The sequence below is a fragment of the Blastococcus capsensis genome (assembly GCF_030165005.1).
GTDB lineage: Bacteria > Actinomycetota > Actinomycetes > Mycobacteriales > Geodermatophilaceae > Blastococcus > Blastococcus capsensis.
In genome coordinates, this window is the sequence record NZ_JASNNW010000024.1 from 21,062 (window position 1) to 45,394 (window position 24,333).

23 protein-coding genes and 4 tRNA genes are annotated in these 24,333 nt (G+C 72.5%); 17 read left to right on the forward strand and 10 right to left on the reverse strand.

Annotation, left to right across the window (positions count from 1 at the left end; all coding sequences use genetic code 11):
• Positions 1-3: 3 nt before the first annotated feature.
• Both QOZ86_RS18020 and QOZ86_RS18025 read right to left on the reverse strand, forming a co-directional pair.
• Positions 4-1,260: a branched-chain amino acid ABC transporter permease gene (locus QOZ86_RS18020; protein ID WP_284493356.1), complete on the reverse strand. Its 1,257-nt coding sequence runs from the start codon at positions 1,258-1,260 to the stop codon at positions 4-6.
• Positions 1,261-1,499: 239 nt separating this feature from the next.
• The gene (locus tag QOZ86_RS18025; protein WP_284493357.1) at positions 1,500-1,916 is read right to left on the reverse strand and encodes a PaaI family thioesterase; all 417 of its coding nucleotides are present in this window, start codon (positions 1,914-1,916) and stop codon (positions 1,500-1,502) included.
• Between the two features lie 90 nt (positions 1,917-2,006).
• On the opposite strand from QOZ86_RS18025, the gene polA reads away from it, so the two are divergent.
• Positions 2,007-4,754, forward strand: coding sequence for a DNA polymerase I (gene polA / locus QOZ86_RS18030; protein ID WP_284493358.1), 2,748 nt, complete (start codon positions 2,007-2,009; stop codon positions 4,752-4,754).
• Positions 4,755-4,918: 164 nt separating this feature from the next.
• On the forward strand, positions 4,919-5,923 hold the full coding sequence (locus tag QOZ86_RS18035) for an AI-2E family transporter (protein WP_284493359.1): 1,005 nt from the start codon (positions 4,919-4,921) through the stop codon (positions 5,921-5,923).
• A gap of 67 nt (positions 5,924-5,990) precedes the next feature.
• On the opposite strand, the gene QOZ86_RS18040 is transcribed toward QOZ86_RS18035, so the two are convergent.
• Complete coding sequence (locus tag QOZ86_RS18040) at positions 5,991-6,872, reverse strand: class I SAM-dependent methyltransferase (protein WP_284493360.1); 882 nt, start codon at positions 6,870-6,872, stop codon at positions 5,991-5,993.
• A gap of 218 nt (positions 6,873-7,090) precedes the next feature.
• Between QOZ86_RS18040 and rpsA the strand changes: the two genes are divergently transcribed.
• Positions 7,091-8,563: a 30S ribosomal protein S1 gene (gene rpsA / locus QOZ86_RS18045; RefSeq protein ID WP_284493361.1), complete on the forward strand. Its 1,473-nt coding sequence runs from the start codon at positions 7,091-7,093 to the stop codon at positions 8,561-8,563.
• Between the two features lie 191 nt (positions 8,564-8,754).
• On the opposite strand, the gene QOZ86_RS18050 is transcribed toward rpsA, so the two are convergent.
• Complete coding sequence (locus tag QOZ86_RS18050; RefSeq protein WP_284493362.1) at positions 8,755-9,012, reverse strand: hypothetical protein; 258 nt, start codon at positions 9,010-9,012, stop codon at positions 8,755-8,757.
• A 145-nt stretch (positions 9,013-9,157) separates the two neighbouring features.
• Between QOZ86_RS18050 and coaE the strand changes: the two genes are divergently transcribed.
• Both coaE and QOZ86_RS18060 read left to right on the forward strand, forming a co-directional pair.
• Positions 9,158-9,754, forward strand: coding sequence for a dephospho-CoA kinase (gene coaE, locus QOZ86_RS18055; RefSeq protein WP_284493363.1), 597 nt, complete (start codon positions 9,158-9,160; stop codon positions 9,752-9,754).
• Positions 9,747-10,511 carry a GNAT family N-acetyltransferase gene (locus QOZ86_RS18060; protein WP_284493364.1) on the forward strand — a complete coding sequence of 255 codons (765 nt, stop codon included), beginning with the start codon at positions 9,747-9,749 and terminating at the stop codon, positions 10,509-10,511. Before coaE ends, QOZ86_RS18060 begins: the two co-directional genes overlap by 8 nt.
• A gap of 567 nt (positions 10,512-11,078) precedes the next feature.
• Here QOZ86_RS18060 and QOZ86_RS18065 read toward each other — a convergent pair.
• The 4 genes from QOZ86_RS18065 to QOZ86_RS18080 form a co-directional block, all read right to left on the reverse strand.
• A tRNA-Val gene (locus tag QOZ86_RS18065) sits at positions 11,079-11,153 on the reverse strand.
• Positions 11,154-11,206: 53 nt separating this feature from the next.
• Positions 11,207-11,277 (reverse strand) — tRNA-Cys (locus QOZ86_RS18070).
• 41 nt (positions 11,278-11,318) lie between these two features.
• Positions 11,319-11,390 (reverse strand) — tRNA-Gly (locus tag QOZ86_RS18075).
• Positions 11,391-11,485: 95 nt separating this feature from the next.
• A complete protein-coding gene (locus QOZ86_RS18080; RefSeq protein ID WP_284493365.1) occupies positions 11,486-11,932 on the reverse strand; it encodes an SsgA family sporulation/cell division regulator in 447 nt (148 codons plus the stop codon).
• A gap of 140 nt (positions 11,933-12,072) precedes the next feature.
• Here QOZ86_RS18080 and QOZ86_RS18085 point away from each other — a divergent pair, with 140 nt between their 5' ends.
• The 4 genes from QOZ86_RS18085 (at position 12,073) to QOZ86_RS18100 (ending at position 14,103) form a co-directional block, all read left to right on the forward strand.
• Positions 12,073-12,720, forward strand: coding sequence for a sigma-70 family RNA polymerase sigma factor (locus QOZ86_RS18085; RefSeq protein ID WP_284493366.1), 648 nt, complete (start codon positions 12,073-12,075; stop codon positions 12,718-12,720).
• The gene (locus tag QOZ86_RS18090) at positions 12,702-13,520 is read left to right on the forward strand and encodes an anti-sigma factor (protein ID WP_284493367.1); all 819 of its coding nucleotides are present in this window, start codon (positions 12,702-12,704) and stop codon (positions 13,518-13,520) included. Before QOZ86_RS18085 ends, QOZ86_RS18090 begins: the two co-directional genes overlap by 19 nt.
• An 86-nt stretch (positions 13,521-13,606) precedes the next feature.
• Positions 13,607-14,005 (forward strand): TIGR02611 family protein, encoded by a 399-nt coding sequence (locus QOZ86_RS18095; RefSeq protein WP_284493368.1) that lies wholly within the window; start codon positions 13,607-13,609, stop codon positions 14,003-14,005.
• Between the two features lie 26 nt (positions 14,006-14,031).
• Positions 14,032-14,103 (forward strand) — tRNA-Val (locus QOZ86_RS18100).
• Positions 14,104-14,164: 61 nt separating this feature from the next.
• On the opposite strand, the gene QOZ86_RS18105 is transcribed toward QOZ86_RS18100, so the two are convergent.
• Both QOZ86_RS18105 and QOZ86_RS18110 read right to left on the reverse strand, forming a co-directional pair.
• The gene (locus tag QOZ86_RS18105; RefSeq protein WP_284493369.1) at positions 14,165-15,547 is read right to left on the reverse strand and encodes a multicopper oxidase family protein; all 1,383 of its coding nucleotides are present in this window, start codon (positions 15,545-15,547) and stop codon (positions 14,165-14,167) included.
• Positions 15,544-16,365: a hypothetical protein gene (locus tag QOZ86_RS18110; RefSeq protein ID WP_284493370.1), complete on the reverse strand. Its 822-nt coding sequence runs from the start codon at positions 16,363-16,365 to the stop codon at positions 15,544-15,546. The genes QOZ86_RS18105 and QOZ86_RS18110 overlap by 4 nt, the downstream gene beginning before the upstream one ends.
• A 219-nt stretch (positions 16,366-16,584) precedes the next feature.
• Between QOZ86_RS18110 and QOZ86_RS18115 the strand changes: the two genes are divergently transcribed.
• The 8 genes from QOZ86_RS18115 to QOZ86_RS18150 all read left to right on the forward strand — a co-directional run bounded on the left by QOZ86_RS18115 (position 16,585) and on the right by QOZ86_RS18150 (position 24,327).
• Positions 16,585-16,968, forward strand: a complete 384-nt coding sequence (locus tag QOZ86_RS18115; RefSeq protein WP_284493371.1) for an HNH endonuclease — start codon at positions 16,585-16,587, stop codon at positions 16,966-16,968.
• A 10-nt stretch (positions 16,969-16,978) separates the two neighbouring features.
• Positions 16,979-17,533, forward strand: a complete 555-nt coding sequence (locus tag QOZ86_RS18120; protein ID WP_284493372.1) for an MOSC N-terminal beta barrel domain-containing protein — start codon at positions 16,979-16,981, stop codon at positions 17,531-17,533.
• A 9-nt stretch (positions 17,534-17,542) separates the two neighbouring features.
• Positions 17,543-18,709, forward strand: a complete 1,167-nt coding sequence (locus QOZ86_RS18125) for a CapA family protein (RefSeq protein WP_284493373.1) — start codon at positions 17,543-17,545, stop codon at positions 18,707-18,709.
• Between the two features lie 65 nt (positions 18,710-18,774).
• Positions 18,775-20,805, forward strand: coding sequence for a threonine--tRNA ligase (thrS, locus tag QOZ86_RS18130; protein WP_284493374.1), 2,031 nt, complete (start codon positions 18,775-18,777; stop codon positions 20,803-20,805).
• Positions 20,802-21,557 (forward strand): HIT family protein, encoded by a 756-nt coding sequence (locus QOZ86_RS18135; RefSeq protein ID WP_284493375.1) that lies wholly within the window; start codon positions 20,802-20,804, stop codon positions 21,555-21,557. Before thrS ends, QOZ86_RS18135 begins: the two co-directional genes overlap by 4 nt.
• The gene (pgsA, locus tag QOZ86_RS18140; protein ID WP_284493376.1) at positions 21,558-22,175 is read left to right on the forward strand and encodes a phosphatidylinositol phosphate synthase; all 618 of its coding nucleotides are present in this window, start codon (positions 21,558-21,560) and stop codon (positions 22,173-22,175) included.
• Positions 22,172-23,116, forward strand: coding sequence for a phosphatidylinositol mannoside acyltransferase (locus tag QOZ86_RS18145; RefSeq protein WP_284493377.1), 945 nt, complete (start codon positions 22,172-22,174; stop codon positions 23,114-23,116). Before pgsA ends, QOZ86_RS18145 begins: the two co-directional genes overlap by 4 nt.
• The gene (locus tag QOZ86_RS18150; RefSeq protein ID WP_284493378.1) at positions 23,116-24,327 is read left to right on the forward strand and encodes a glycosyltransferase family 4 protein; all 1,212 of its coding nucleotides are present in this window, start codon (positions 23,116-23,118) and stop codon (positions 24,325-24,327) included. The genes QOZ86_RS18145 and QOZ86_RS18150 overlap by 1 nt, the downstream gene beginning before the upstream one ends.
• The last annotated feature ends 6 nt before the right edge of the window (positions 24,328-24,333 follow it).

Consider the following 24,333-nt stretch of genomic DNA (forward strand, 5'->3'; position numbering starts at 1 on the left):
GGCTCAACCAATCCGGGCCCGGCTGCCGAGGATCCCCTGCGGCCGCACGATGAGGATGACGATCAGGAGCAGCAGACCGCCCACGTACTTCATGTCATTGGGGATGACCAGCGTCGACATCTGGACGAAGACGCCGACCACGATGCTGCCGACGAGAGCGCCGTAGGCGGTGCCGAGACCGCCGAGCGTGACGCCGGCGAACATGAGCAGCAGCAGGCGGAAGCCCATGTCCCACTGGACCTCGTCGGAGAGCCCCAGGAGCACGCCGCCCAGCGCGGCCAGCGCGCCACCGACCATCCAGACCACGAGGATCACCCGGTTGACGTCGATACCGGAGGAGGCGGCGAGATCGCGGTTGTCGGAGACCGCCCGCATGGCCTTGCCGATCGTGGTCCGCTGCAGCATCACCGCCACGAGGACCAGGACGACCAGGGCCACGATCATCGACGTGAGGTCCTTGTTGGTCATCGAGAAGGCGCCGTAGTCGACGGTGCGCTGGCCGCGGTAGTCGGCGAAGGCGTTGGAGCGGCCGCCGTAGATGACCTGGTAGAGGTACCGCAGCAGCAGCGACAAGCCGATGGAGATGACCAGCGCCGCCACCAGGCCGGTGCCCCGGCGACGCAGCGGCCGCCACAGGGCGAGCTCGTTGAGTGCGCCGATCCCGGCGCCCACCAGCATCGCCAGGAGTGCGGCGGCGATCAGCGGTACGCCGGCCCCCACGTTGATGAACCACGCCACGATGGCGCCGATGGTCACCAGCTCGCCGTGCGCGAAGTTGACCAGGCCCGTCGTGCCGAAGATCAGCGAGAGACCGATGGCCGCCATGGCGATGAGCAGGCCGAACCGGAGGCCGGAGACCAGCAGCTCGACCCAGCGGATGGTGCCGCCGCCGGCGTTCCGGCTGCCGTCGTTGAGCCCGATGAGGACGCCCTGGTCCCGACCCTCGTCGACGGTGACCGTGCGGCTGGGGTCGCCGTTGAGGGTGACCCCTTCGGGAAGGTCGTCGGCGTCGACCGTGACGGTGTACTGACCGGGGCCGGGCAGGTCGACCGACCAGCGCCCCTGCTCGTCGGTCTCGACCGTGTCGACCTCCGCGCCGGACGCCTCGGCCACCTCGACCGACACCCCCTCGATGGGTCCGCTCACGCTGGTCTGCAGGGTGCCGAAGATCCGCTCACCGGCGTCCTCGGCGGCCTGCGCCCCGCTCGGCACGAAGGCGGTCAGCCCGGCGACGAAGATGCCGATCAATGCCAGTCGCACGGCGGTCAGACCAGTGCGTCGCAGCGCACCGACCGGCTCCCGAGCCCCCGCTCTCGCGGGACTGCTTCGTCGACCGTGCCGGCGGACACGGTCCGTCGGGTGCGTCACTCGACCTCCTCGGCGGATTCGTTGAGGAGGGAACCTAACGCAGTTGTGCGCGACAGCTGTCCTCATGCACCCAGCTGTGACCTTTCTGCGACACGCCGGGCGGGCCCGCCGTCGCCGGGACGGGCCCCGGGTCAGCCCTTCTTCGACGCGTTCAGGGTCATGCAGGTCAGCCGAGCGGTGGCGGTCGGCCGGCCCCGGTCGTCGGTGATCTCGATGAGGAACGTCGAGAGGGTGCGCCCGCGGCGGACCGGGGTGCAGACGGCCGTGACGGAACCGGACGTGGCCGCGCGCAGGTAGCTGGCGTTCAGCTCGATGCCCACGACCTGCTTGTCCGGGCCGGCGCCCAGCGCGGCGGCCACGGAGCCGACCGTTTCCACGAGCGTGCAGGTGGCGCCGCCGTGCAGCAGCCCGAACGGCTGCTCGTTGCCCGCGACCGGCATGGTCGCGACCAGCCGGTCGGGGTCGTAGTCGGTGATCCGGACGCCGAGCTTGTCGTCGAGAGGGCTGCGCATGCCCTCGGGGAGCCAGGCCGGGGGAGGGGTGCTCACCCCGGCACCGTAACCAAGGCCCCGGTGCAGGGGCCCGCCGCGAGCGTGCGAGGGGTGGGGGGCAGCAGGGGCCTCTTAGGATCGGCACCGATGTCCGCTCCGGTCAGTACCCCCAGCGCCCCGCCGTCCGCCGTCCCCACCAGTTCGGGGCCGCGTCCCCGGCTTCTGCTGCTCGACGGGCACTCCCTGGCCTACCGCGCGTTCTTCGCACTGCCGGTGGAGAACTTCTCGACCACCACGGGGCAGCCGACGAACGCCGTCTACGGCTTCACGTCGATGCTGATCAACATCCTGCGCGACGAGCAGCCCACCCACCTCGCCGTCGCCTTCGACGTCGGCCGCAAGACCTTCCGCAGCGAGATCTTCGCCGAGTACAAGGCCAACCGGTCCGAGAGCCCGACAGACTTCCGCGGCCAGGTGAGCCTGGTCCAGGAGGTCCTCGGCGCGCTGCGGGTGCCGGTCATCACCGCGGAGGGCTACGAGGCCGACGACGTCATCGCCACCCTCACCGTGCAGGCGGTCGAGCAGGGGATGGACGTCCTGATCGCGACCGGCGACCGGGACGCGCTGCAGCTGGTCGACGAGCACGTCACCGTCCTCTACCCGCGCAAGGGCGTCTCGGACATGACCCGCTTCACGCCGGAGGAGGTCGAGACCAAGTACGGCCTCTCGCCCCGGCAGTACCCCGATTTCGCGGCGCTGCGCGGCGACCCGAGCGACAACCTGCCGAGCATCCCGAGCGTGGGCGAGAAGACCGCCGCCAAGTGGGTGCGGGAGTACGGCTCCCTCGACGCGCTCGTCGACCAGGTCGACACCGTCAAGGGCAAGGTCGGGGAGAAGCTGCGCGAGCACCTGTCCTCGGTGCTGCAGAACCGGCGGCTCACCGAGCTCGACCGCGCGGTCGCCCTCGCCATGGGCCCGCAGGACCTCGCGGTCCAGTCGTGGGACCGCAACGAGGTGCACACGCTGTTCGACAACCTGCAGTTCCGGGTGCTGCGCGACCGGCTGTTCGCCACGCTCACCAGCGCGGAGCCCGAGGTCGAGGGCGGGTTCGACGTCACGGTCGACGAGATCGCCGCCGGCCAGCTGGGCGCCTGGCTGGACGCGCACGCGCGCACCGGCCACACGGGCCTGATCTTCCGCGGCACCTGGGGCCGCGGCACCGGCGAGCTGACCGGTCTGGCGCTCGCCGCCGCCGACGACCACACCGCGTTCGTCGACCTCGGCCCGGAGCTCGACGTCGCCGACGAACAGGCGCTGGCCGCCTGGCTGGCCGACCCGGCCCGGCCCGAGGTCGTGCACGAGGTGAAGGGGCCGCTGCTGGCCGTCTGGGCACGGGGCTGGGACCTCGCCGGCGTCGTCAGCGACACCGCGCTCGCCGCCTACCTGGCCCTGCCGGGGCAGCGTTCGTTCGACCTCGGTGACCTGGCGGTCCGCTACCTGCGGCGCGAGCTCAAGGACGCCGCCGAGGCCGACGGGCAGCTCACCCTGGACGGCCTGGGGCCCAGCGAGGACGACCTCGCGGCCGAGGCGGCGAAGGCCGACGTCCTCAAGGCCTTGGCCGTCAACGACCTGTCCGACGCGCTCGAGCAGGTGCTCGGCCAGCGCGGCGGTGGCCACCTGCTCGGCGAGATCGAGCTGCCGCTGACCAACGTGTTGGCCCGCATGGAGCAGCGCGGCATCGCCGCCGACCTCGACTTCCTGCACGAGTTGCAGAAAGAGTTCGCCGACGGCGTCGCCGCGGCGGCCGCCGAGTGCTATGCGGTGATCGGCCGCGAGGTGAACCTGGGCTCGCCCAAGCAGCTGCAGACCGTGCTGTTCGACGAACTGGGCCTGCCCAAGACCAAGAAGAACAAGACCGGCTACACCACCGATGCCGAAGCCCTCACCACGCTGCTGGCATCGACCGGGCACCCGTTCCTCGAGCACCTCCTCCGGCACCGCGACGTCACCCGCCTGCGCACCGTCATCGACGGCCTCATCCCGATGGTCGACGACGTCGGCCGCATCCACACCACGTTCCAGCAGACGATCGCGGCGACCGGCCGGCTGTCCTCGACCGACCCGAACCTGCAGAACATCCCGATCCGCACGGCGGAGGGGCGCCGGATCCGCCAGGCGTTCGTCGTCGGCTCCGGCTACGAGTCGCTGATGACGGCCGACTACAGCCAGATCGAGATGCGCATCATGGCGCACCTCTCCGGTGACGAGGGCTTGATCGAGGCGTTCACGTCCGGGGAGGACCTGCACTCCTTCGTCGCCTCGCGAGCCTTCGACATCCCGATCTCCGACGTCGACCCGGAGATGCGTCGCCGGATCAAGGCGATGAGCTACGGGCTCGCCTACGGGCTCTCGGCCTACGGCCTCGCGCAGCAGCTGCGCATCACCCCCGAGGAGGCGCGCAGTCAGATGCACGCCTACTTCGAGCGCTTCGGCGGGATCCGCGACTACCTCGACGGCGTCGTCGACGAGGCCCGGACGACCGGCTACACCGAGACGACGCTGGGACGCCGCCGCTACCTGCCCGACCTCACCAGCGACAACCGGCAGCGGCGCGAGATGGCCGAGCGGATGGCCCTCAACGCGCCGATCCAGGGCTCGGCGGCCGACGTCATCAAGGTCGCGATGCTCAACGTCGAGAAGGCCATCGCCGCCGAGGGGCTGCAGTCCCGGATGCTGCTGCAGGTGCACGACGAGCTCGTGCTCGAGGTGGCGCCGGGGGAGAAGGAGGCCCTGGAGACGCTGGTGCGCCGCGAGATGGCCGGCGCGGCGGAGCTGTCGGTCCCGCTGGAGGTCTCGGTGGGCGTCGGAGCCAGCTGGGACGCGGCGGCCCACTGACGTCGCGGGCGTGACCCGGAGGTCGCTGCGCAGCAATCCGTGCCCATGCGGGGAGGTGATGTGTCACCCGGGGATCTGCGGACAACACCGGGTAGGTGATGCCTCCTCCCTCGCCCGGTTCCGATGCCTCTGCGGCCCCCGCCTGGTTGGTCAGGTCAGCGAACGTGGGCGGCCGGTTGCTCGTGCTGGCCGTCCTGCTCTGGCTGATCGCCGGGTTCGCGGTCAAGGTGACCCTGCCCCTCGTCGCCGTGCTGGTCGCGCTCCTCGTGGCCGGGGTGCTGACCCCGGTGGTCCAGTGGGGCACGAGCAGGGGTCTGCCGCGGTGGCTGGCAGCGGGTGGGTCCGTGCTGCTGCTGGTCGGGTTCTTCGTCGGCGTGGCGGTCGGGCTGGGGGCGCGGATCGCCGGTCAGCTGCCACGCCTGCGTGAGCAGTTCCAGCAGGTGTCCGCCGATCTGTCCCAGCGCTTCGGCGTCGAGTTGCCGGGCATCGGTGGGGGCTCGGGCGGTTCCTCCGGCGGTTCCTCCGGCGGTTCGGCAGGAGGCTCCGCGCTGCTCGGCCCGGCGCAGACGGTGATCGAGGTCGTGATCGCCGCCTTCCTGGTCGTGGCGCTGGCGTTCCTGTTCCTCCAGGGTGGTCCGGGCATGTGGCGCTGGCTGGTCGGCAAGTTCGGGGGCGGTGTGCGCGGCGACGTCGACGCCGCCGGCCGCGCGGCCTGGACGACGGTGGGCGGGTACGTGCGCGGGCTGACCATCGTCGCGGTCTTCGACGCGCTGGGCATCGGCGCGGGGCTGCTGCTGCTCGGTGTCCCACTGGCCCTGACCCTCGGGGTGCTGCAGTTCCTGGCGTCCTACATCCCCACCATCGGAGCGTTCGTCGCCGGCCTGCTCGCCGTCGTGGTCGCGTACGGGTCCGGCGGCCTGGGCACCGCGGCAGCGGTGCTGGCGCTGGTGGTGGTCGTGCAGCAGGTGGGCAACGTCGTCATCGAGCCGTGGGTCATGCGCAACCGTCTCCCGCTGAACGCCGCCGTGGTGCTGGTCGCGGTCACCGTCGGTGGCGTGCTCTGGGGCATCGCCGGCGCGCTGCTGTTCGTACCGCTGACCGCGGGAGTCACCGCCGCGGCGCGTGAGGTGTGGGTGCGGCACGGCTCACGGCCAGTCGCCGGAAAGTGAGACGGAGCTGTCGCGCCGAGTGGGACCCGGAGGGTTCCGCGCGGGCGGGGCGCAGCGGCACCACGTGTCAGGGGGACGGCACCTGGTCGCGGTGCGGCCCGGAGGGTCGCGATGTGCGCAGGATCAGCGTGCCGGGGACGAGCGCGCCGCGCTCCGGCGACCACTGCCCCCAGTTCTCGGTACGGCCTGGTGTCCACTCCGGCTCGAGCAGGTCCTCCAGCACCAGACCGGCTCCGACCACCGCGCGCACCCAGTCACCGATCGTCCGGTGGTGCTCGACGTAGACCGTCCGCCCGGAGTCGTCGGTCTCCACGTACGGCGTCCGGTCGAAGTAGGAGGAGACGATCCGCAGGTCGTCGGGGTCGGGGGAGTCGGGGAACGGCCAGCGCATCGGGTGGTTCACCGACGCCACGAAGCGCCCGCCCGGGCGCAGAACACGCGCCACCTCGCGCAGGGCACCCTCGACGTCTGCCACGAAGGGCAGTCCACCGAACGCCGAGCAGGCCACGTCCACGCTGTCGTCGGCCAGCGGCAGTGCTCCGGCGTCGGCCTGCAACAGGGGGACGGCGATGCCGGTCGACCGGTTGAGCTCGGCGGCGCGGACGAGCATCCCTGCGGAGAGATCCAGGGCGACGGCGTCGGCGCCGGCCGACCGCAGCCACCGTGAGCACGGCGCCGAACCGCAGCCGATCTCGAGCACCCGCCGGCCGGCGACCTCCCCGAGCAGGTGTGCGTCGGCCTCCCGCAAACCCTCCGGACACCACAGGAAGTCGGCGTCGCCCAGGTCGGATCCGTGCTCCGCGAGGTAGGCCGGGGCCGCGGCGTCCCACCACCGGCGGTTGGCGCGCACCGATTCCGCGGCGTCCGCGGGCCGGCGGGCGACCCCGCCCGCGGCCGGATAGCCGTCGCTCGCGAGCGGCAGGGGGGACGACGGCGGGTGCAGGCTCATGACACGCCGATCGTGACACGCCGCCGGCGGAGGTGGCCGCTTCCCCCCAGGTGGACCGCACCGTCCCGGCGTCCGTACGATGGACGGGCGCCAGAGGTCTGACGTGTCCGTGCCCGTGAGTGGGCGGACCGCGCCGGGTCTCACCTGTTCCTCCCTGCGGTCGCCCCGGCCGTGGGTGTCCTGTCCCTACGCATAAACCATCCGGAGCACTCGACTTCATGACCTCCACCCAGGTCCGTCCTTCCAGCACCCCCCAGGTCGCCATCAACGACATCGGCACGGCGGAGGACTTCCTCGCCGCGATCGATCAGACGATCAAGTACTTCAACGATGGCGACATCGTCGAGGGCGTCATCGTCAAGGTCGACCGGGACGAGGTGCTGCTGGACATCGGCTACAAGACCGAGGGCGTCATCCCCTCGCGCGAGCTGTCCATCAAGCACGACGTCGACCCGAACGAGGTCGTCAGCGTCGGCGACGAGGTGGAAGCTCTGGTCCTCCAGAAGGAGGACAAGGAAGGCCGGCTGATCCTCTCCAAGAAGCGCGCGCAGTACGAGCGCGCCTGGGGCACGATCGAGGCCAAGAAGGAAGCCGACGAGGTCGTCACCGGCACCGTCATCGAGGTCGTCAAGGGTGGCCTCATCCTCGACATCGGCCTCCGCGGGTTCCTCCCCGCCTCGCTGGTCGAGATGCGCCGCGTCCGGGACCTGCAGCCCTACGTGGGCCGCGAGCTCGAGGCGAAGATCATCGAGCTGGACAAGAACCGCAACAACGTCGTCCTCTCCCGTCGCCAGTGGCTGGAGCAGACGCAGTCCGAGGTCCGCAGCGAGTTCCTCAACAAGCTCGCCAAGGGCCAGGTGCGCAGCGGCGTCGTCTCCTCGATCGTCAACTTCGGTGCCTTCGTGGACCTCGGCGGTGTCGACGGCCTGGTGCACGTCTCCGAGCTGTCCTGGAAGCACATCGACCACCCGTCCGAGGTCGTCGAGGTCGGCCAGGAGGTCACCGTCGAGGTCCTCGACGTCGACCTGGACCGGGAGCGGGTCTCGCTGTCGCTGAAGGCGACGCAGGAGGACCCGTGGCGTCAGTTCGCACGGACCCACCAGATCGGCCAGGTCGTGCCCGGCAAGGTCACCAAGCTCGTTCCCTTCGGTGCGTTCGTGCGCGTCGACGAGGGCATCGAAGGCCTGGTGCACATCTCCGAGCTGGCCGAGCGCCACGTGGAGATCCCCGAGCAGGTCGTGCAGGTCGGCGACGAGATCCTGGTCAAGGTCATCGACATCGACCTGGACCGCCGGCGCATCTCGCTGTCGCTCAAGCAGGCCAACGAGGGCGTCGTCGGCGACGAGGAGCAGTTCGACCCGGCCGCCTACGGCATGGCCGCCTCGTACGACGAGCAGGGCAACTACATCTACCCGGAGGGCTTCGACCCGGAGACCGGCGAGTGGCTCGAGGGCTACGACGAGGCCCGCGAGACGTGGGAGCGGCAGTACGCCGAGGCCCAGGCCCGCTTCGAGGCGCACCGCAAGCAGATCGCGGCGGCGAAGGAGGCCGACGCCGAGGCGGCGGCCGGTGGCAGCTACTCCAGCGACGACGCTGCCGGCCCGGACGCCCCGGCGACCGGTGGCGGCGGCACGCTGGCCAGCGACGAGGCTCTGGCCGCGCTGCGGGCCAAGCTCGCCGGCGGTGAGTGAGCAGCGCCGCTGCTGATGCCTGAGCACTGAACGTCGGAGGCCCAGAACCCACGTGGTTCTGGGCCTCTGCCGTTCACCCGCGCCCTCCCGTCCGGGCGCGGCAAAGGCCCCGTGGACGTCGTCCACGGGGCCTTGCCCCGTTCAGGGCACCGCCGCGAGCTTGCGAGCGGTGGGGAGAACGGGGTCCTTTCTCAGAGGCTGAGGATGATGGCGAACGCCGTGCGGGGACGGCCGCCGGAGCCGGCGAGGAAGCTCCACGTGTGGCGCCCGGTGGTCGGCGTCCGGAACATCCACCGCAGCAGCGAGCTGCGGTGGGCGATGGCCGGCCGCTGGAACTGCATCCGCTCGCGCACGGCGGGGATGTCGGCGCAGCGCACCCCCGCGGCGGCACCGAGCCGGTGCCGTCCGGCGGCGCGGGACGACGGGGATGCGCTCGTGGAACGGGACATGTTCTGGGTCTGCCTCTCTGGGCGGGGAAGATCGCCGGTGCAGACGTTAACGGTGGGGCTCGTGTGACTACTGCGACGCGCCGTGCGTGCCACGTCCGTGTTATCGCTCTGTGACCTCGGTGGGCGCGATCGCTACTGTCCGTACGTGCTGACGATCGGACTGACCGGTGGAATCGGCTCGGGGAAGAGCACCGTCGCGCGGCTGCTCGCCGAGCGCGGGGCGCTCGTGGTGGACGCCGACCGCATCGCCCGCGAGGTGCTCGAGCCCGGCACCCCCGGTCTCGCAGCGGTGGCGGCCGAGTTCGGCGCCGGCGTCCTGGCTGCCGACGGCTCGCTCGACCGGGCGGTGCTCGCGTCCATCGTGTTCTCCGACGAGGCCGCCCGGCGGAGGCTCGACGGGCTGGTGCATCCCCTGGTGCGGCAGCGGTCCGCCGAGCTGATCGCCGGCGCACCCGCGGAAGCCGTCGTCGTCAACGACGTCCCGCTGCTGGTGGAGACCGGTCGGGCAGGCTCCTACGACCTCGTGCTTGTCGTCGAGACCGACCTCGAGACCCGCGTGACGCGACTGATCGAGCGTGGGCTGCCGGAACAGGACGCCCGAGCCCGGATCGCCGCTCAGGCGACCGACGAACAGCGGCGTGCGGTCGCCGACGTCGTCCTGGACAACAGCGGGACGCCCGAGGCGCTGGCCGAAGAGGTCGACCGGTTCTGGCGCGATCGGGTCGCGCCGGCGCGTGGCTGACGCGGACTCGCTCCTCCGGCGGCGCCGGCAGGCGCTCGAGGACGTCTCATGGGCCCGGTTCCGGGTGTGCCTGCAGATGCTCGCGGGGTCGTTCTGGGTGGTGCTGGCGGCCGTGCGGTGGACCGAGGACGACGGGAGCGTCTGGCTGGACTGGGTCTGGACGGTTCTCTCGCTGGTCTACTTCGGCGCCGGGCTCGCCTTGTGGCGCAGGTTCCGGCGGGAACGGGCGCGGCTGGCGACGCTCGTCGGGATCGACCTGCGGCCGGTCACCGAGACGACTCTCTCCCGGCTGGTGACGGCGGCGACGGACGGAACGGCGGCCGGCGAGGTGACGCCGTCGATCACGCCGGGGGAGGGGTGGACGGCCGAGCGGATCGAGTGGCTGCGCGCCTTCCACCGCGAGCGGCGCGCGGGGCTGGACGGGCCGGCGCAGGAGGCCACCTGGGCCGTCGTCGAGGTCGTCGATGACGAGGGCCGGGGCTCGGGGCGGGTTGTCGGCGCGGTGCGGCTGCGCCGCGCCGGTGGACCAGGTGTTCTGGAGTTGGGCATCTGGCTGGTCCGCCACGCCCGTGGCAGGGGTGTCGGGCGGGAGGCGGTCGGACTCGCGCTGGAGCGGGCGCGGGAAGCGGGAGCCACGGCGGTGCGTGCGGAGACGACGAGCGGAAACGATGGGGCGCTCACCGTACTGCGCGCGAGCGGATTCGCCACGGCGGTCGACGGCGAGCGGGTCGTGGCGGAGCGCGAACTCCGCAGCTAGGCGGCCGGTGACCGGGCAGGTCGGCCGCGCCTGGCCCGAGCGGATGTTCCCGGCGTGAGCCGGCCGGCTTCGCCGACCCCGTCGACCGCCCGGCATCGCTCACCGCCGCGCCCCTGGACGGCTCGCACGCTGCACTGTGCGGGAAGTGTCCGGATGGATTCGTCCGATCCCGTGCAGGCACTGGTGCAGGCCCGGTACCGCTGCACGGGCGAGGCGCACCTGTGGGTCTCGGTGAAGCAAACGGCCGACCGCACCGCAGCCCCCGTCTCGCGGAACCGGGAAGCAGTGCATCGCGGCCGCCTGGTCCGACAGCCACCGCAACGAGGTGGTCTGCGACAGCAGGATCCACGTCGGCTGGTTCGAGGTCGACCAGGAGGAGCCGGTCTCGGGATCGGAGGACCCGAAGTCGAGCGCGTACGAGCCCCTGGCCAACGGCGTCGGCTACGTGCAGTTCTGCCTGTACGACGAGACCACCGCGAGGGCGGCGCCAACGACAACAGCTTCCGCAACGTCCGCTGAGCCACGACGACGGGACCCCAGGCTGCCGGTCGGCGGCCTGGGGCTCTGTGGTGGGCGATACTGGGATCGAACCAGTGACCTCTTCCGTGTCAGGGAAGCGCGCTACCGCTGCGCCAATCGCCCGTTCCGGTCTCGCGACCGGACCCTCCTCCGCGCTCGTGCTCCGCGAGGAGACGAGGTGGAGACGGGATTTGAACCCGTGTAGACGGCTTTGCAGGCCGTTGCCTCGCCTCTCGGCCACTCCACCGCACGCGGGCGCCAGTCTCTCGACCGACGCCCGAGGTTCCGAGCGGACGACGGGATTCGAACCCGCGACCCTCACCTTGGCAAGGTGATGCTCTACCACTGAGCCACGTCCGCGTTACGGAAAGAACTCTAGCGGACGTCCGGGGAGGGGTCGAAGGGGGGGTCCCCCGGTCGGCTCCCACTGCCTGTCGCCGGAGCATCTCCGCAGGTCAGCGCCCCGGCGAGTCCGGTCCGCCGTTGGACAGCAAAGTGTCCAGCTCCTGGTCCAGCTGCAGCAGTGCGCTCTCCGACCCGGTGGGGACCAGGGCCTCGGTGTGCCGCAGGAAGGCGGCGACCGTCGCCCGGGAGAGCTCGAAGAGCGCTTCGCCAGAGGGCGCCCGCAGGTGCAGGAACAGCACGTCCGCGGTCGCGCGCGCCGGCCAGACGCGCACGTCGCCGTCGCCGGCGGGGTGCTCGAGGCCGGCCTGCAGCAGTTCGCGGCTCACCAGCCACGCGATGCCCTCGTCGCCGTCGGCGGTGTCCTGGTCGCCCGGGTCGCCGAACGCGATGCGCACGGCGAACGGGTCGGTCGGGTCGTAGCACAGCAGCGCCGGCACCTCGGTCCAGGACTGGGGGCCGACCAGCTGAAGAGTGACGGGGGAAATGTGGCCGGGCATCCATCGGCTCGTCATGTCAGGTCAACGACCGGCGGCGCGAGAAGTCACGAATTCGGGCATGTGGTGTCACACCTGCATCATGCGCCACAGGAGCCCCGTTGAACCGGATGGCTGGTTCCGGACGAACGCCTCGTGTGACCATGGGAGTCGTGAGTCGACCGGTCGTCCGGCCGGAGGACGGCGTCGGTGACGTCGAGATCCTCCGGCGCATCCGCGCCGGTGACCGCGGTGCCGTCGACGAGCTGTACGAGCGCTTCCGGCGGCCCGCGTTCGCACTGGCCCGCCGGATCCTGGCCGATGACGGCCTGGCCGAGGACGTCCTGCAGGACGTCTTCCTCGGCGTCTGGCGGGACCCTGGTGCCTACGACGGTGCGCGGGGGAGCTTCGCGTCCTGGCTGCTCGCAGTGGTGCACCACAAGGCGGTCGACGCGGTGCGCCGCGAGGAGTCGCAGCGACGGCGCCAGGCCCGGGCCGAGGACCAGGCGGTCCTCGATGCTCCGGTCGCCACCCGGGACGTGGAGGACGACGCGTGGTCCCGCGTCGTCGCCGAGCAGGTGCGGTCGGCGCTGCGCGTCCTGCCCGGACCGCAGAGGGAGGCCCTGACGCTCGCCTACTACGGCGGCTACACCCAGCGGGAGGTCGCCGTTCTGACCGGTGCGCCGCTCGGCACGGTCAAGACACGGATGCTGGCGGGGATGCGCCGGTTGAAGTCCGAGCTGGGCGGGCTGTCCGGCCCGGTGGGCGGTGGAGCGCTGACCGAGGACGCGCCATGGGACGGGACACGATGACCGCGGAGCACGCGTACGACGAACTCGCGGTCGGCTGGGCGCTGCACGCGCTGGAGCCCGACGACGAGGCGGACTTCACGCGGCACCTGCCCGGGTGCGAGCGGTGCCTGCGCACCGTCGCCGAGACCTCCGAGGTGATGGCGGCCCTGGCGCGGGACCTTCCGGCAGCGGAGCCCTCGCCGGAGCTGCGTGCCCGCCTCCGTGCCGCCGTGGAGGAGACGGAGCAGGTGTCGCCGGTGGCTGCTCCTCCTCCCGCCGGACCGCCGCCGAGCGCGGTGGAGCAGGCAGGGCCGCGGCCGGTGCCGCGCAGTGCCGCTGGGCGGCCCGCCCTGCTGCCCCGTGCCCTGGTGGCCGCCGCGACGGCCGCGGTCGTGGGTCTGGGGGTGTGGGTCGCGGTCCTCGACCAGGCGCGGGACGACCTGCGCTCGACCGTGGCGGCCCAGGAGGACGTCGTGGCCGAATTGACCCGGCCGGGCCGGGCGACGATCACGCCGCTCACCTCGGAGGACCAGCGGGTGGCCACCGTGGTCGCCCGTGGCGACACGCTCCAGGTGGTCACCGACGGGCTCCAGCCGAACGACACGGCGTCGACGACCTACGTGGTGTGGGGGCTCGGGGACGGCGACCCGGTGCCGCTGGGCGTCTTCGACGTCGATCGGTCACAGATGCAGCTCCAGACCGTAGGCTCCGGGCAGGCCGGAGTCGACGAGTTCCCCGCGTACGGGATCAGCATCGAACCCGGTCGGCAGGCTCCGTCGTCACCGACGGAGGTCGTGGCGACAGGGGAGGTGGCCAGCTGAGCGGATCGGAGACGGCGACGCAGTCGGCCACGCGCGCCCAGCCGGAGACCGCCGACGAGCGGCGCGCCCGCTACGACTCCGACGAGGTGCACAGCCTCCGGGAGCGGGTGGCCGGGGCCCGGTGGCGGCGCCGGCTGGCCGCCCGCCGGAGCGTGAACCACGGGTACCGCGTCGGCGTCGGGGTCGTCGGGGGCCTGGTCGTGGCCGTCGGCCTCGCCACCATCCCGCTGCCCGGACCGGGGTGGCTGACCGTGATCGCCGGCCTGTTCGTGCTGGCCACCGAGTTCACCTGGGCCGAGCGGCTGCTCGAGTTCACCAAGCACCACGTCAAGCGGTGGACCGACTGGCTCGCCGGGCGGCCGGTGTGGCTGCGTTTGCTGCTCACCATGACGACGGCGGCGTTCGTCTACGGCGTCCTGGTGGTCACCCTGCACATGACGGGGGTGCCCGACTGGGTGCCGGGGTGGGTCCCGCTCTGGCGATGACGGTCTGGCACAATCGACGACGTACCGGGCGATTGGCTCAGTGGTAGAGCGCTTCGTTCACACCGAAGAGGTCACTGGTTCGAACCCAGTATCGCCCACCGGCACGAAGGCCCGGTCCGCTTCCGCGGACCGGGCCTTCGGCGTTCCGCGGCTCCGGCGTCAGCTGCGGTACTCCACGAGCCGCACCATGCCGTCCGCCATGTGGTGGTGGTTGTGGCAGTGGAACAGCCACCGGCCGGGATTGGTCGCCAGGAAGTCGATGCCGACCTCCCCACCGTGTGCCGGCACGGCGACGGTGTCCTTGACCGGGCCGCGTCCGCTCGGTGTGCGCACCTGGAAGTGGTGCCCGTGCAGGTGCATCGGGTGCCACTTCGCCCCGGTGTTCCGCATCCTCAGCCGCACCCACTCGCCCTCGACGACCGGGAGCGGGTCGGCGTCGGGATAGCTCTGCCCGCTGATCTCGGTGCCTTCCAGCGTCAGGTCGAAGACCCGATCCGGGCTGCCGCTCGGGAGGGCCAGGGGCTCGGTCGACAGGAGTTCGTCGTAGCGGGCCAGGCGGCCGTCGAGCTCGGACGGCCGATGCGCGGCGGGTGGGGCCGTCGACGCCGGGCTCCCGGTGTAGCGCAGCAGGGCCCGGCCGGCGCCGGACCGGCCCTCCGGCTCCATCCCGATCTGCCACGTCCCACCGCGCTGCCGCAGGTCGACCAGGACGTCGTAGCGCTCACCCATGCCCAGTCGCAGGGCATCCACGGTCACCGGCTCCACCGGCATGCCGTCGGTGTGCGTGATGGTGAGGGGATGGCCGGCAACCGCGAAGCGGAAGCCGGTGTCCGCGGCGACGTTCATCACCCGCAGGCGCAGCCGGTCACCCGGCCGGCCCTCCACCACCGTCGGATCCTCCGGCGGCCGGCCGTTGACCAGGAGGAAGGGGTACCGGCGGCCGCCGAAGGAGACCACCTCCCGGGCGTCGGAGATCGCCGACGTGCCGGGCTCCTCGCCGGTATGGCGGGAGTGCTGCTCGACGCCGTCGGCCCAGTCGTCGAGCATCAGGGTGTGCTCGCGGTCGTAGGCCAGTGGCTCGTCCCGGGGCTCCACGACCAGCGGCCCGTAGAGCCCGCGGTCCAGCTGCATGCCGACGTGCGCGTGGTACATGAACGAGCCCGGCACCGGCGTCCGGAATTCGTACGTGAACTCGCTGCCCGGTGCGATCGGCCGTTGCGTGACGTTCGGGACGCCGTCCATCGCGTTGGGCGGGGCCAGCCCGTGCCAGTGCACGGTCGTGTCGTCGGGGAGCCCGTTCGTCACGCGTACGCGCAGCAGCTCCCCGGCCCGGAGCCGGATCTCCGGGCCGGGGACCGTGCCGTATCCCCAGGTGCGGGCCCCGGTGCCCGCGACGTCCAGGGTCATGGGACCGGGCCGCAGTTGCAGCGCCGGGGGGCCGGATGCCGCGGGGGTGCCGCATCCGGTCATCAGGGCCAGCCCGGCCGCCGCCGACCCGGCCAGGAAGCTCCGGCGGGTCAGCGGCGGTCGCTGGCCGCTCACTCGACCTCGAACTCCGCCAGCATCCCCAGCGCCATGTGCGGCGGACCGCTGCCCTCGGTGTCGTGCGTCGTGCCCTGGGGGACGAAGCAGGCGGCGCCGTAGCGCCCCGGCTCCATCTTCAGGAACACGGTGTCGGACCCGCCGGGGTGGGCGAAGGCCGCGCCGGTGAACTGGATCATCGACTCCGATTCCTCCGGCGGGAGAGCGGCGATCTCCTCCAGCGGCATGGACACGTCGTCGTTGATCCGGGCGATGCCGATCTCGTGCAGTTCCTCTCCCTCGTTGGTGAACGTCACCGCCACGGTCCCGGCCGGCACCGTGTCGGGGATGCCCTCGTACTCGTAGTCCACCCCGGTGGCCTCGATGTGCTCGTAGCCGCATTCGGCGAGCATGTACTCGTCGATGGCGTCGTCGGCCGCCACGTACTCGTCGCTGTCGAGCGCCGACATGTCGCCCGCCAGTGCCTCCCGCACCGCGCCGACCGCTGTGCCCACGTCCTCCGCGAGCTCCGACGGGGCGGTCTCCTCCGCGTGCGCCAGCAGCGGCTCGACCTCGGCGCCGAACTCCTCCAGCGCCGCCTGCGCCTCCTCCGGCGGCGTGGTCTCGTCGATGGGCGGTGCGCCGGCGAACGACGCCTCCACGTCCACCGATGCCTCGCAGAACTCCGCCGGATCAGCGGCCGCCGGCGTTCCCGCGGCCTGGGTGTCGCCCGAGGTCTCGACGGAGCTCCCGTCGGACCCGCACGCGGTCACCGCGGCGGCGAGCAGCAGCGCCGCGCCCCCCGCCGACCAGCGGCGGAGCCTCCTCGTCGTGCACATCGATCATCCCAGCCTCTCTGTCGGTGGACGGCGGCCGGCGCGGGTGCCGACCGGGTCGGACGGTGCAGATTTGCGGGACCGGGAGATCTGTGGTGGGGCCGGAAGCGCCGCGTGCGGGGGCTGCCCGGCCAGTCCCCGCGATCCCTCACGATCCGTCTCCCGGGGAGTCCGCTGGGTGCGCACGAGCGCGCGGCCGGCCGCCGGGAGCACCATGGAACGGTGAGCGCGCAGCCGGACCGAGCGGCCCGGCTGCAGCTCGTCCTCGACCGGGACGGGCCCAGCTGCGTGTGGTGTGGGCGGGTCTTCACCCCGCTGGTGCGGCCGACCACCGAGCACGTCGTGCCGCGGGTCAAGGGCGGGCCGTCGTGGCTGGAGAACGAGGTGGCGGCCTGTGGCCGGTGCAACGGCGAGCGCGGGCACCGGACGCCGGTGGAGTGGCTGGAGGAGTGCCGGCGGCGGGGGTGGCCCGCCGACGCGCGCCGCCTCGAGCGCACGCTCTCCGCACTGGGCGAGGCGATCGCCCGCACCGGTGGCCAGCGCCGGGCCCGGCCCTATCTGGACGCGCAGCTGCGCCGCCTGCGCCGCCTCGGGGCCGCCGCCTAGGGTCGGGGCCGTGACGACGACCGGCCGGGTGGCGACGATCTGGATCTACCCCGTGAAGTCCCTCGGGGGCACCTCCCGCGACCGCGTGCACCTGGCGCCGGCGGGGCCGGAGGGGGACCGGGCGTACACCGTCGTCGACGCCGCCAGTGGGAAGGTGCTGCGCGGGAAGCACGCCCCCGGCCTGTCCGAGGTCACGCCCAGCGGGGATCCGGACGTCGACGGGCGCACGGTGGCCGGGGTGCTCGGCCGGCCGGTCCGCATCGAAGTCGCATCCGGGGGATCGGGCGCCGACGTCGCCGCGGTGCACCTGGTCTCCCGGCAGGCGATCGACCGGGCCGCGGAGGGTGACGTCCCCGAGGGCTGCTCGGCCGACGACCCCCGCGCGAACGTGCTGCTCGACCTGCCCGACGACGACGAGCGGAGCTGGGTGGGCCGCACGGTGCGGATCGGTTCGGCCGAACTGCACGTCACCCGCACCCCCAAGCACTGCCTGGGCGTCTACGCCGAGGTCCGGCAGCCCGGCGACATCGCCGTGGGCGATCTGGTGAGCCTGTTCGGCGACTAACCTCCAGGCGTGCCGAAGAGCCGCTGCGCGGACGTCGTGCTGGTGCTGCTGCCCTTGATGGCCTCCTGCTCGACGCAGGCCGACGGTGAGCAGGTACCCCCGGCTGCAGCCACTTCGGTGGCGTCGGGCAGTTCCGCGGCTGCCACGTCCGCCAGCCCACCGCCAGCGCCACCGCCACCGCCACCGCCGGAAGCGGTCACCCTGGTGGCCACCGGGGACGTCCTGATCCATCAGGACGGCGCACTCACCGCCGGTGCGGCCGTGGAGGGCGGTGGCTACGACTTCGAGAACGTGTTCGCGCCGGTGGCCCCGATGATCCGGGCGGCCGACCTGGCCATCTGCCACCTGGAGACCCCGGTCGCCGCACCGGGTGGGCCGTTCCGGGGCTACCCGCGATTCGTCGCCCAGCCGCAGATCGTGGCGGCGCTGGCCGGGGCTGGGTACGACCTGTGCTCCACGGCGTCCAACCATTCGCTCGACGACGGTTTCGACGGCCTGACCCGGACCCTCGACGTCCTCGAGGCGGCCGGTGTGGCGCACACCGGCACCCACCGCAGCGAGCAGGAGAGCCTCGAGCCCACGATCGTGGATGCCGGCGGGGTCCGGGTCGGGCACGTGGCGGGGACGTTCAGCCTCAACGGGATCCCGCTGCCGGACGGGCAGCCGTGGGCAGTGGACGTGGTCGAGGTGCCGGACGTCGAGCCGATGCGCGCCGCGGCCGCCCGGGCCCGCGCCGCCGGTGCGGAGATCGTGGTGGCGAGCCTGCACTGCTGCGCCGAGTACGACCACGACCCCACCCGGGCGCAGGAGCAGGCCGCACGGACGTTGCTGGCCTCACCGGACGTCGACCTCGTCTTGGGCCACCACGCGCACGTCGTGCAGCCCTTCGAGGAGATCGACGGTGAGTGGATCGCCTACGGGCTGGGCAACCACCTGGCCGAGCAAGCGACCCTGGGCTACGCCACCGAGGAATCGGTGATGGCGCGGTTCACGTTCACCCGCGATTCCGATGGCCGGTTCACGGTCTCGGAGGTGGAGGCGGTTCCGCTGCTCATCGACCGCCGTGCTGACGGGCTGCGGATCGTGCCCGCGGACCCGGTGACGTTCGATCTCGTCGCTGGGGTGCTCGACCGGCGAGGGGCGAGCACGGACGGGCTTGCCGTCGTTCCCGATTGAGGTCGGCCCGCGCACTAGGCTCGGTGTGCTCGCCCACCCGCCCACCGATCCTCTGGAGCGTCCCCGTGTCGACCCCGCCCTCGCCAACCGCAGTCGGACCGATCCGGGTGCCGGCCGGGACGACGGCGCAGCAGGCGCTCAAGGACGCCGGCGTGCCGCTGAAGGGCCCCGACGGCGCGGTGGTCGTACGGGACCTGGCGACCGGCGACCTGAAGGACCTCGCCTGGGCGCCGGACGCCGACGCCGAGGTCGACCCGGTGCCGGCCGCCAGCGCCGATGGCCGCGCGGTCATCCGGCACTCCACCGCCCACGTGCTCGCCCAGGCGGTGCAGGACCTCTTCCCGGGCACCCGGCTGGGCATCGGCCCGCCGGTCGAGAACGGCTTCTACTACGACTTCGACCCCGAGCGCCCGTTCACGCCCGAGGACCTCGCGGCGCTCGAGAAGCGGATGACCGAGATCGTCCGGGCCGGTCAGAACTTCCGCCGTCGCGAGATCAGCGACGCCGACGCCCAGGCCGAGCTGGCGCACGAGCCGTACAAGCTCGAGCTGATCGGGCTCAAGGGTGGCGAGGCTCCGTCCGAGGATGATGGCGCCTCCGTCGAGGTCGGCTCCGGTGGCCTGACCATGTACGACAACCTCGATCCGCGCACCGGCGACCGGGTCTGGACCGATCTGTGCCGCGGTCCGCACCTGCCCCGCACGAACAACATCCCGGCGTTCAGCCTGACCCGCTCGGCGGCCGCCTACTGGCGGGGCAGCGAGAAGAACCCGCAGCTGCAGCGCATCTACGGCACCGCGTGGGAGAGCAAGGACGCGCACAAGGCCTACCTCGAGCACCTGGCCGAGGCCGAGCGCCGCGACCACCGCCGGCTGGGCGCCGAGCTGGACCTGTTCAGCTTCCCCGACGAGATCGGCTCCGGCCTGCCCGTCTTCCACCCCAAGGGCGGGGTGATCAAGCGGGAGATGGAGGACTACGTCCGCGCCCGCCACATCGAGGAGGGCTTCGACTACGTCGGCACGCCGCACATCAGCAAGGGCGGCCTGTTCGAGACCTCCGGGCACCTGCCGTACTACGAGGAAACCATGTTCCCGGCGCTCGACATGGACAACGCGAAGTACTACCTCAAGGCCATGAACTGCCCGATGCACAACCTGATCTTCTCCTCGCGCGGGCGGTCCTACCGCGAGCTGCCGCTGCGGTTCTTCGAGTTCGGCTCGGTCTACCGCTACGAGAAGTCCGGCGTCGTCCACGGCCTCACGCGGGTGCGGGGCTTCGCCCAGGACGACTCGCACAGCTACGTGACCCCGGAGCAGGCACCCGGGGAGATCCGGCACCTGCTGGACTTCGTGCTCGGCCTGCTGCGCGACTTCGGCCTCGACGACTACTACCTCGAGCTGTCCACCCGTGGGGAGTCGGAGAAGTTCATCGGGACCGACGAGGAGTGGGCCGTGGCCACCGCCGTCCTGGAGGACGCGGCGAAGGAGACCGGCCTGGAGCTCGTCCCCGACCCCGGCGGCGCGGCTTTCTACGGCCCGAAGATCTCCGTGCAGGCGCGGGATGCCATCGGCCGCACCTGGCAGATGTCCACCATCCAGTACGACTTCAACCAGCCCGCGCGCTTCGGGCTGGAGTACACGACCGGGGACGGTTCCCGGCAGCAGCCGGTGATGATCCACTCGGCGAAGTTCGGCTCGATCGAACGCTTCTTCGGAGTGCTCACCGAGCACTACGCCGGCGCCTTCCCGGCCTGGCTCGCACCGGTCCAGGCCGTCGGCATCCCGGTCACCGACGACCAGGTGCCCTATCTCACCGACGTCTCGCTGAAGCTGCGCGCCCGCGGTATCCGGGTGGAGATCGACGACTCCGACGACCGGATGCAGAAGAAGATCCGGACGGCGAGCAAGCAGAAGGTGCCTTTCGTGCTCATCGCCGGGGCCACCGACGCCGAGGCGGGTGCGGTCTCCTTCCGTTACCGCGACGGCAGCCAGCGCAACGGCATCCCCGTCGACGAGGCGGTCGAGGAGATCACGGCCTGGGTCGCCGCACGCAGCAACGCCGACCCGACCGCCGAGAACGCCACGGTTCGCGGATGAGCGCCCCGGGGAGGGGAGGCGGCGGCACCGAGCCGTACCGGATGTCCGTGCCCTCCGACGACGCCGGGCCGACGGCGGTGTTCGAGCACCTGTGGACCCCGTACCGGATGGCTTACATCCGAGGCGAGGGCAAGCCCACCGGCACCCACGACTGCCCGTTCTGCGTCATCCCCACCCTCGGGGACGAGGAGGGGCTGGTCGTGGCCCGGGGGACGACGGTCTTCGCCGTCCTCAACCTGTACCCGTACAACGCCGGGCACCTGATGCTGGTCCCGTACCGGCACGTGCCCGACTACACCGACCTCACCGTCGAGGAGGTCGCCGAGCTGGGGGCCTTCACCCAGACCGCGATGCGCACCATCCGCACGGTCGCCGGCGCGCACGGGTTCAACATCGGCATGAACCAGGGCTCGGTGGCCGGCGCGGGCATCGCCGACCACCTGCACCAGCACGCCGTCCCGCGGTGGGGCGGGGACACCAACTTCATGCCGGTCGTGGGCCTGACCCGGGTACTGCCGCAGGTGCTGCGCGAGACCCGAGACCTGCTCGCGGCCGCCTGGTCCGACCATGCCGCCGCTGCGTCGTCCACCCACCCCGCCGCCGCTGCGTCCTCCACCCACCCCGCCGCCGCTGCGTCCTCCACCCACCCCGCCGCCGCTGCGTCCTCCACCCACCCCGCCGCCGCTGCGTCCTCCACCCACCCCGCCGCCGCTGCGTCCTCCACCCACCCCGCCGCCCCGACGGAGGCCTGAGTGCTCGGCGTCAACGCCCGCCCGGTGGTGGCCAAGGTGGTGAACCCGCTGGCCGCTCGACTGGCCCGCGCCGGGGTCACCCCCGACATGGTCACCGTCACGGGCACCGTCGGCGCCGTCGCGGCGGCCATGGGGCTGATCGCCACCGGGCACCTGTTCTGGGGCGCGTTCGCCGTCACGGTGTTCGTGCTGCTGGACATGCTCGACGGCGCGCTGGCCCGGCTACGCGGCGGCGGAACGGTGTTCGGCGCGGTCCTGGACTCCACCGGGGACCGGGCCGCGGACGCCGCCATCTTCGGCGCGCTCGTCTGGTGGTACGCGGGCAGCGGCGACAACCGGCTGCTGGTGCTCCTCGCCCTCGTGTGCCTGGTCCTCGGGGTGCTCACCTCCTACATCAAGGCCCGCGCCGAGGGGATGGGGCTGTCCTGCGACGTCGGGGTGGTGGAACGCACCGAGCGGCTCATCCTGGTCCTCGTCGGAACCGGCTTCACCGGGCTGCAGATCCCCTACGCGGTGCACGTCGCGCTGTGGGTGCTGCTCGTCGGGAGCGCGATCACCGTGGGGCAGCGCGTGCTGGCGGTGAAGCGCGCCGCCGGTGGCCGGGGGATCGCGTCGTGAGCGGCTCCCGCCAGGAGCTGCTCGCGCGGCTGGCCGACACCGGCTACGCGGCCGGCTGGCGGGCGGTGCGGATGCTGCCCGAACCGGTCGCCCGAGGCACCTTCGACCACGCCGGCCGCTGGGCCGCCGGGCGCGAGGGGAAGGGTGTCCGCCAGCTCAGGGCCAACCTGCGCGTCGCCACCGGCGGCGCCCTCTCCGAGGCCGCCCTCGAAGAGCTCACCACCCGGGCGATGGTCTCCTACGCGCGCTACTGGCAGGAGGCCTTCCGGCTGCCCTCCCTGACCGCGGAACGGATCCGCCGGGACACTGCCGTCCCGGGGATCGAGCACATCGCCCGGGCCCGCGACGAGGGGCGCGGCGTGATCATCGCCCTGCCGCACAGCGGGAACTGGGATGCGGCCGGTGCCTGGTTCATCGACTGGCTGGGCGGACCGTTCATGACCGTCGCCGAGCGGCTGGAGCCCGAGTCGCTCTACCGGCGGTTCCTCGAGTACCGCGAGTCGCTGGGGATGCGGGTGGTGCCGCTGACCGGAGGGGACCGGCCCAGCTCGGACCGGCTGCGTGAGTGGGTCGCCGAGGGCGGCGTGTCCTGCCTGCTGGTCGACCGCAACCTCGGCCCCGGCGGCGTCCCGGTGACCTTCTTCGGCCGGGAGGCGGCCATGCCCGGCGGCGCCGCCCTGCTCGCCGACCGCACCGGCGCCGCACTCATCCCGGCCGTCGGCCAGTTCACCACGGCCGGCTGGCGGGTGCGCGTCCACCCCGAGGTGCCGGTGCAGGGTCCCGGCCGGCTCAAGGACCGGGTGGCGACGGCGATGCAGCAGGTGGCCGACGCGTTCACCGCCGGGATAGCCGAGCGGCCCGAGGACTGGCACATGCTCGGCCGCATCTGGCACGACGTCCCCGCCGACCCGCCCCGGAGCGGTGCGGGAGCGACCGCCTGATGCGCATCGGCCTGGTCTGCCCGTACCGGTGGGACGTCCCCGGCGGCGTCCAGTACCACGTCCGCGACCTCGCCGGGACGCTGCGGGCCATGGGTCACCACGTCGAGATCCTCACCCCCGCCGAGCGGGAGGATTCGGTCACCGACCCGTTCATCACCTTCGCCGGGCGCACCGTCCCGGTGCCCTACAACGGCTCGATGGCCAGCCTCCAGTTCGGTCCGGTCTCGGCGGCCCGGGTGCGGCGCTGGCTCCGGGACGGGCGTTTCGACGTCGTCCACGTGCACGAGCCGGCCACACCGTCGGTGTCGCTGCTGGTCTGCATGATCGCGACCGGGCCGATCGTGGCGACGTTCCACGCGGCGACGACCCGCTCGAAGTGGCTCGCCGCGGTCGGGCCCATGGCGCGGCCGTGGCTGGAGAAGGTCAGCGGCCGGATCGCCGTCTCCGACTTCGCCCGGCGGGTGCAGGTCGAGCACCTCGGCGGCGATGCGGTCGTCCTGCCCAACGGGGTGCACGTGCCGTTCTTCGCCGACGGGCCGGCCCTGCCCGGTCATGGCGGCGCCGGGCACCCCCCGACCATCGGCTTCCTGGGCCGGTACGACGAGCCGCGCAAGGGCCTGCCCGTGCTCCTCCGCGCCCTGCGCACCGTGGTCGGGGAGCACCCGGACGCGCGGTTGCTCGTCGCCGGCCGGGGCGACGCCGGCGAGTTGTGGCGGCTGGTGGGGGAGGAGCTGCGACCCCACGTCACGCTGCTCGGTGAGATCTCCGAGGCCGACAAGGCTGCGCTCCTGCGCTCGGTCGACGTCTACTGCGCCCCGAACCTGCTCGGCGAGTCGTTCGGCGTCATCCTCATCGAGGCCATGGCCGCACAGGCGCCGATCGTGGCCAGCGACCTCGACGCGTTCGCCCGCGTGCTCGACGACGGCACGGCCGGCGTGCTCGTGCCGCGTGGGGACGCCGCCGCCCTCGGCCGGGCCCTGTGCGACCTGCTCGCCGACCCGGAGCGCCGCGACCTGCTCGCCGCCCGCGGGGCGGAGGTGGCCGCACGCTACGACTGGCAGGTCCTCACCCGACGCATCCTCGCCGTCTACGAGACCGTCCTGCCCGCGGGTGGCGGGGTGGTGACGGCCGGGCCGGAGGACGACTTCCCGGCCGTGCCACCGACGGGCACCATGGCGCGACCTCCCCGGATCCGGCGGGTCCGCCGCTAGCCTCGA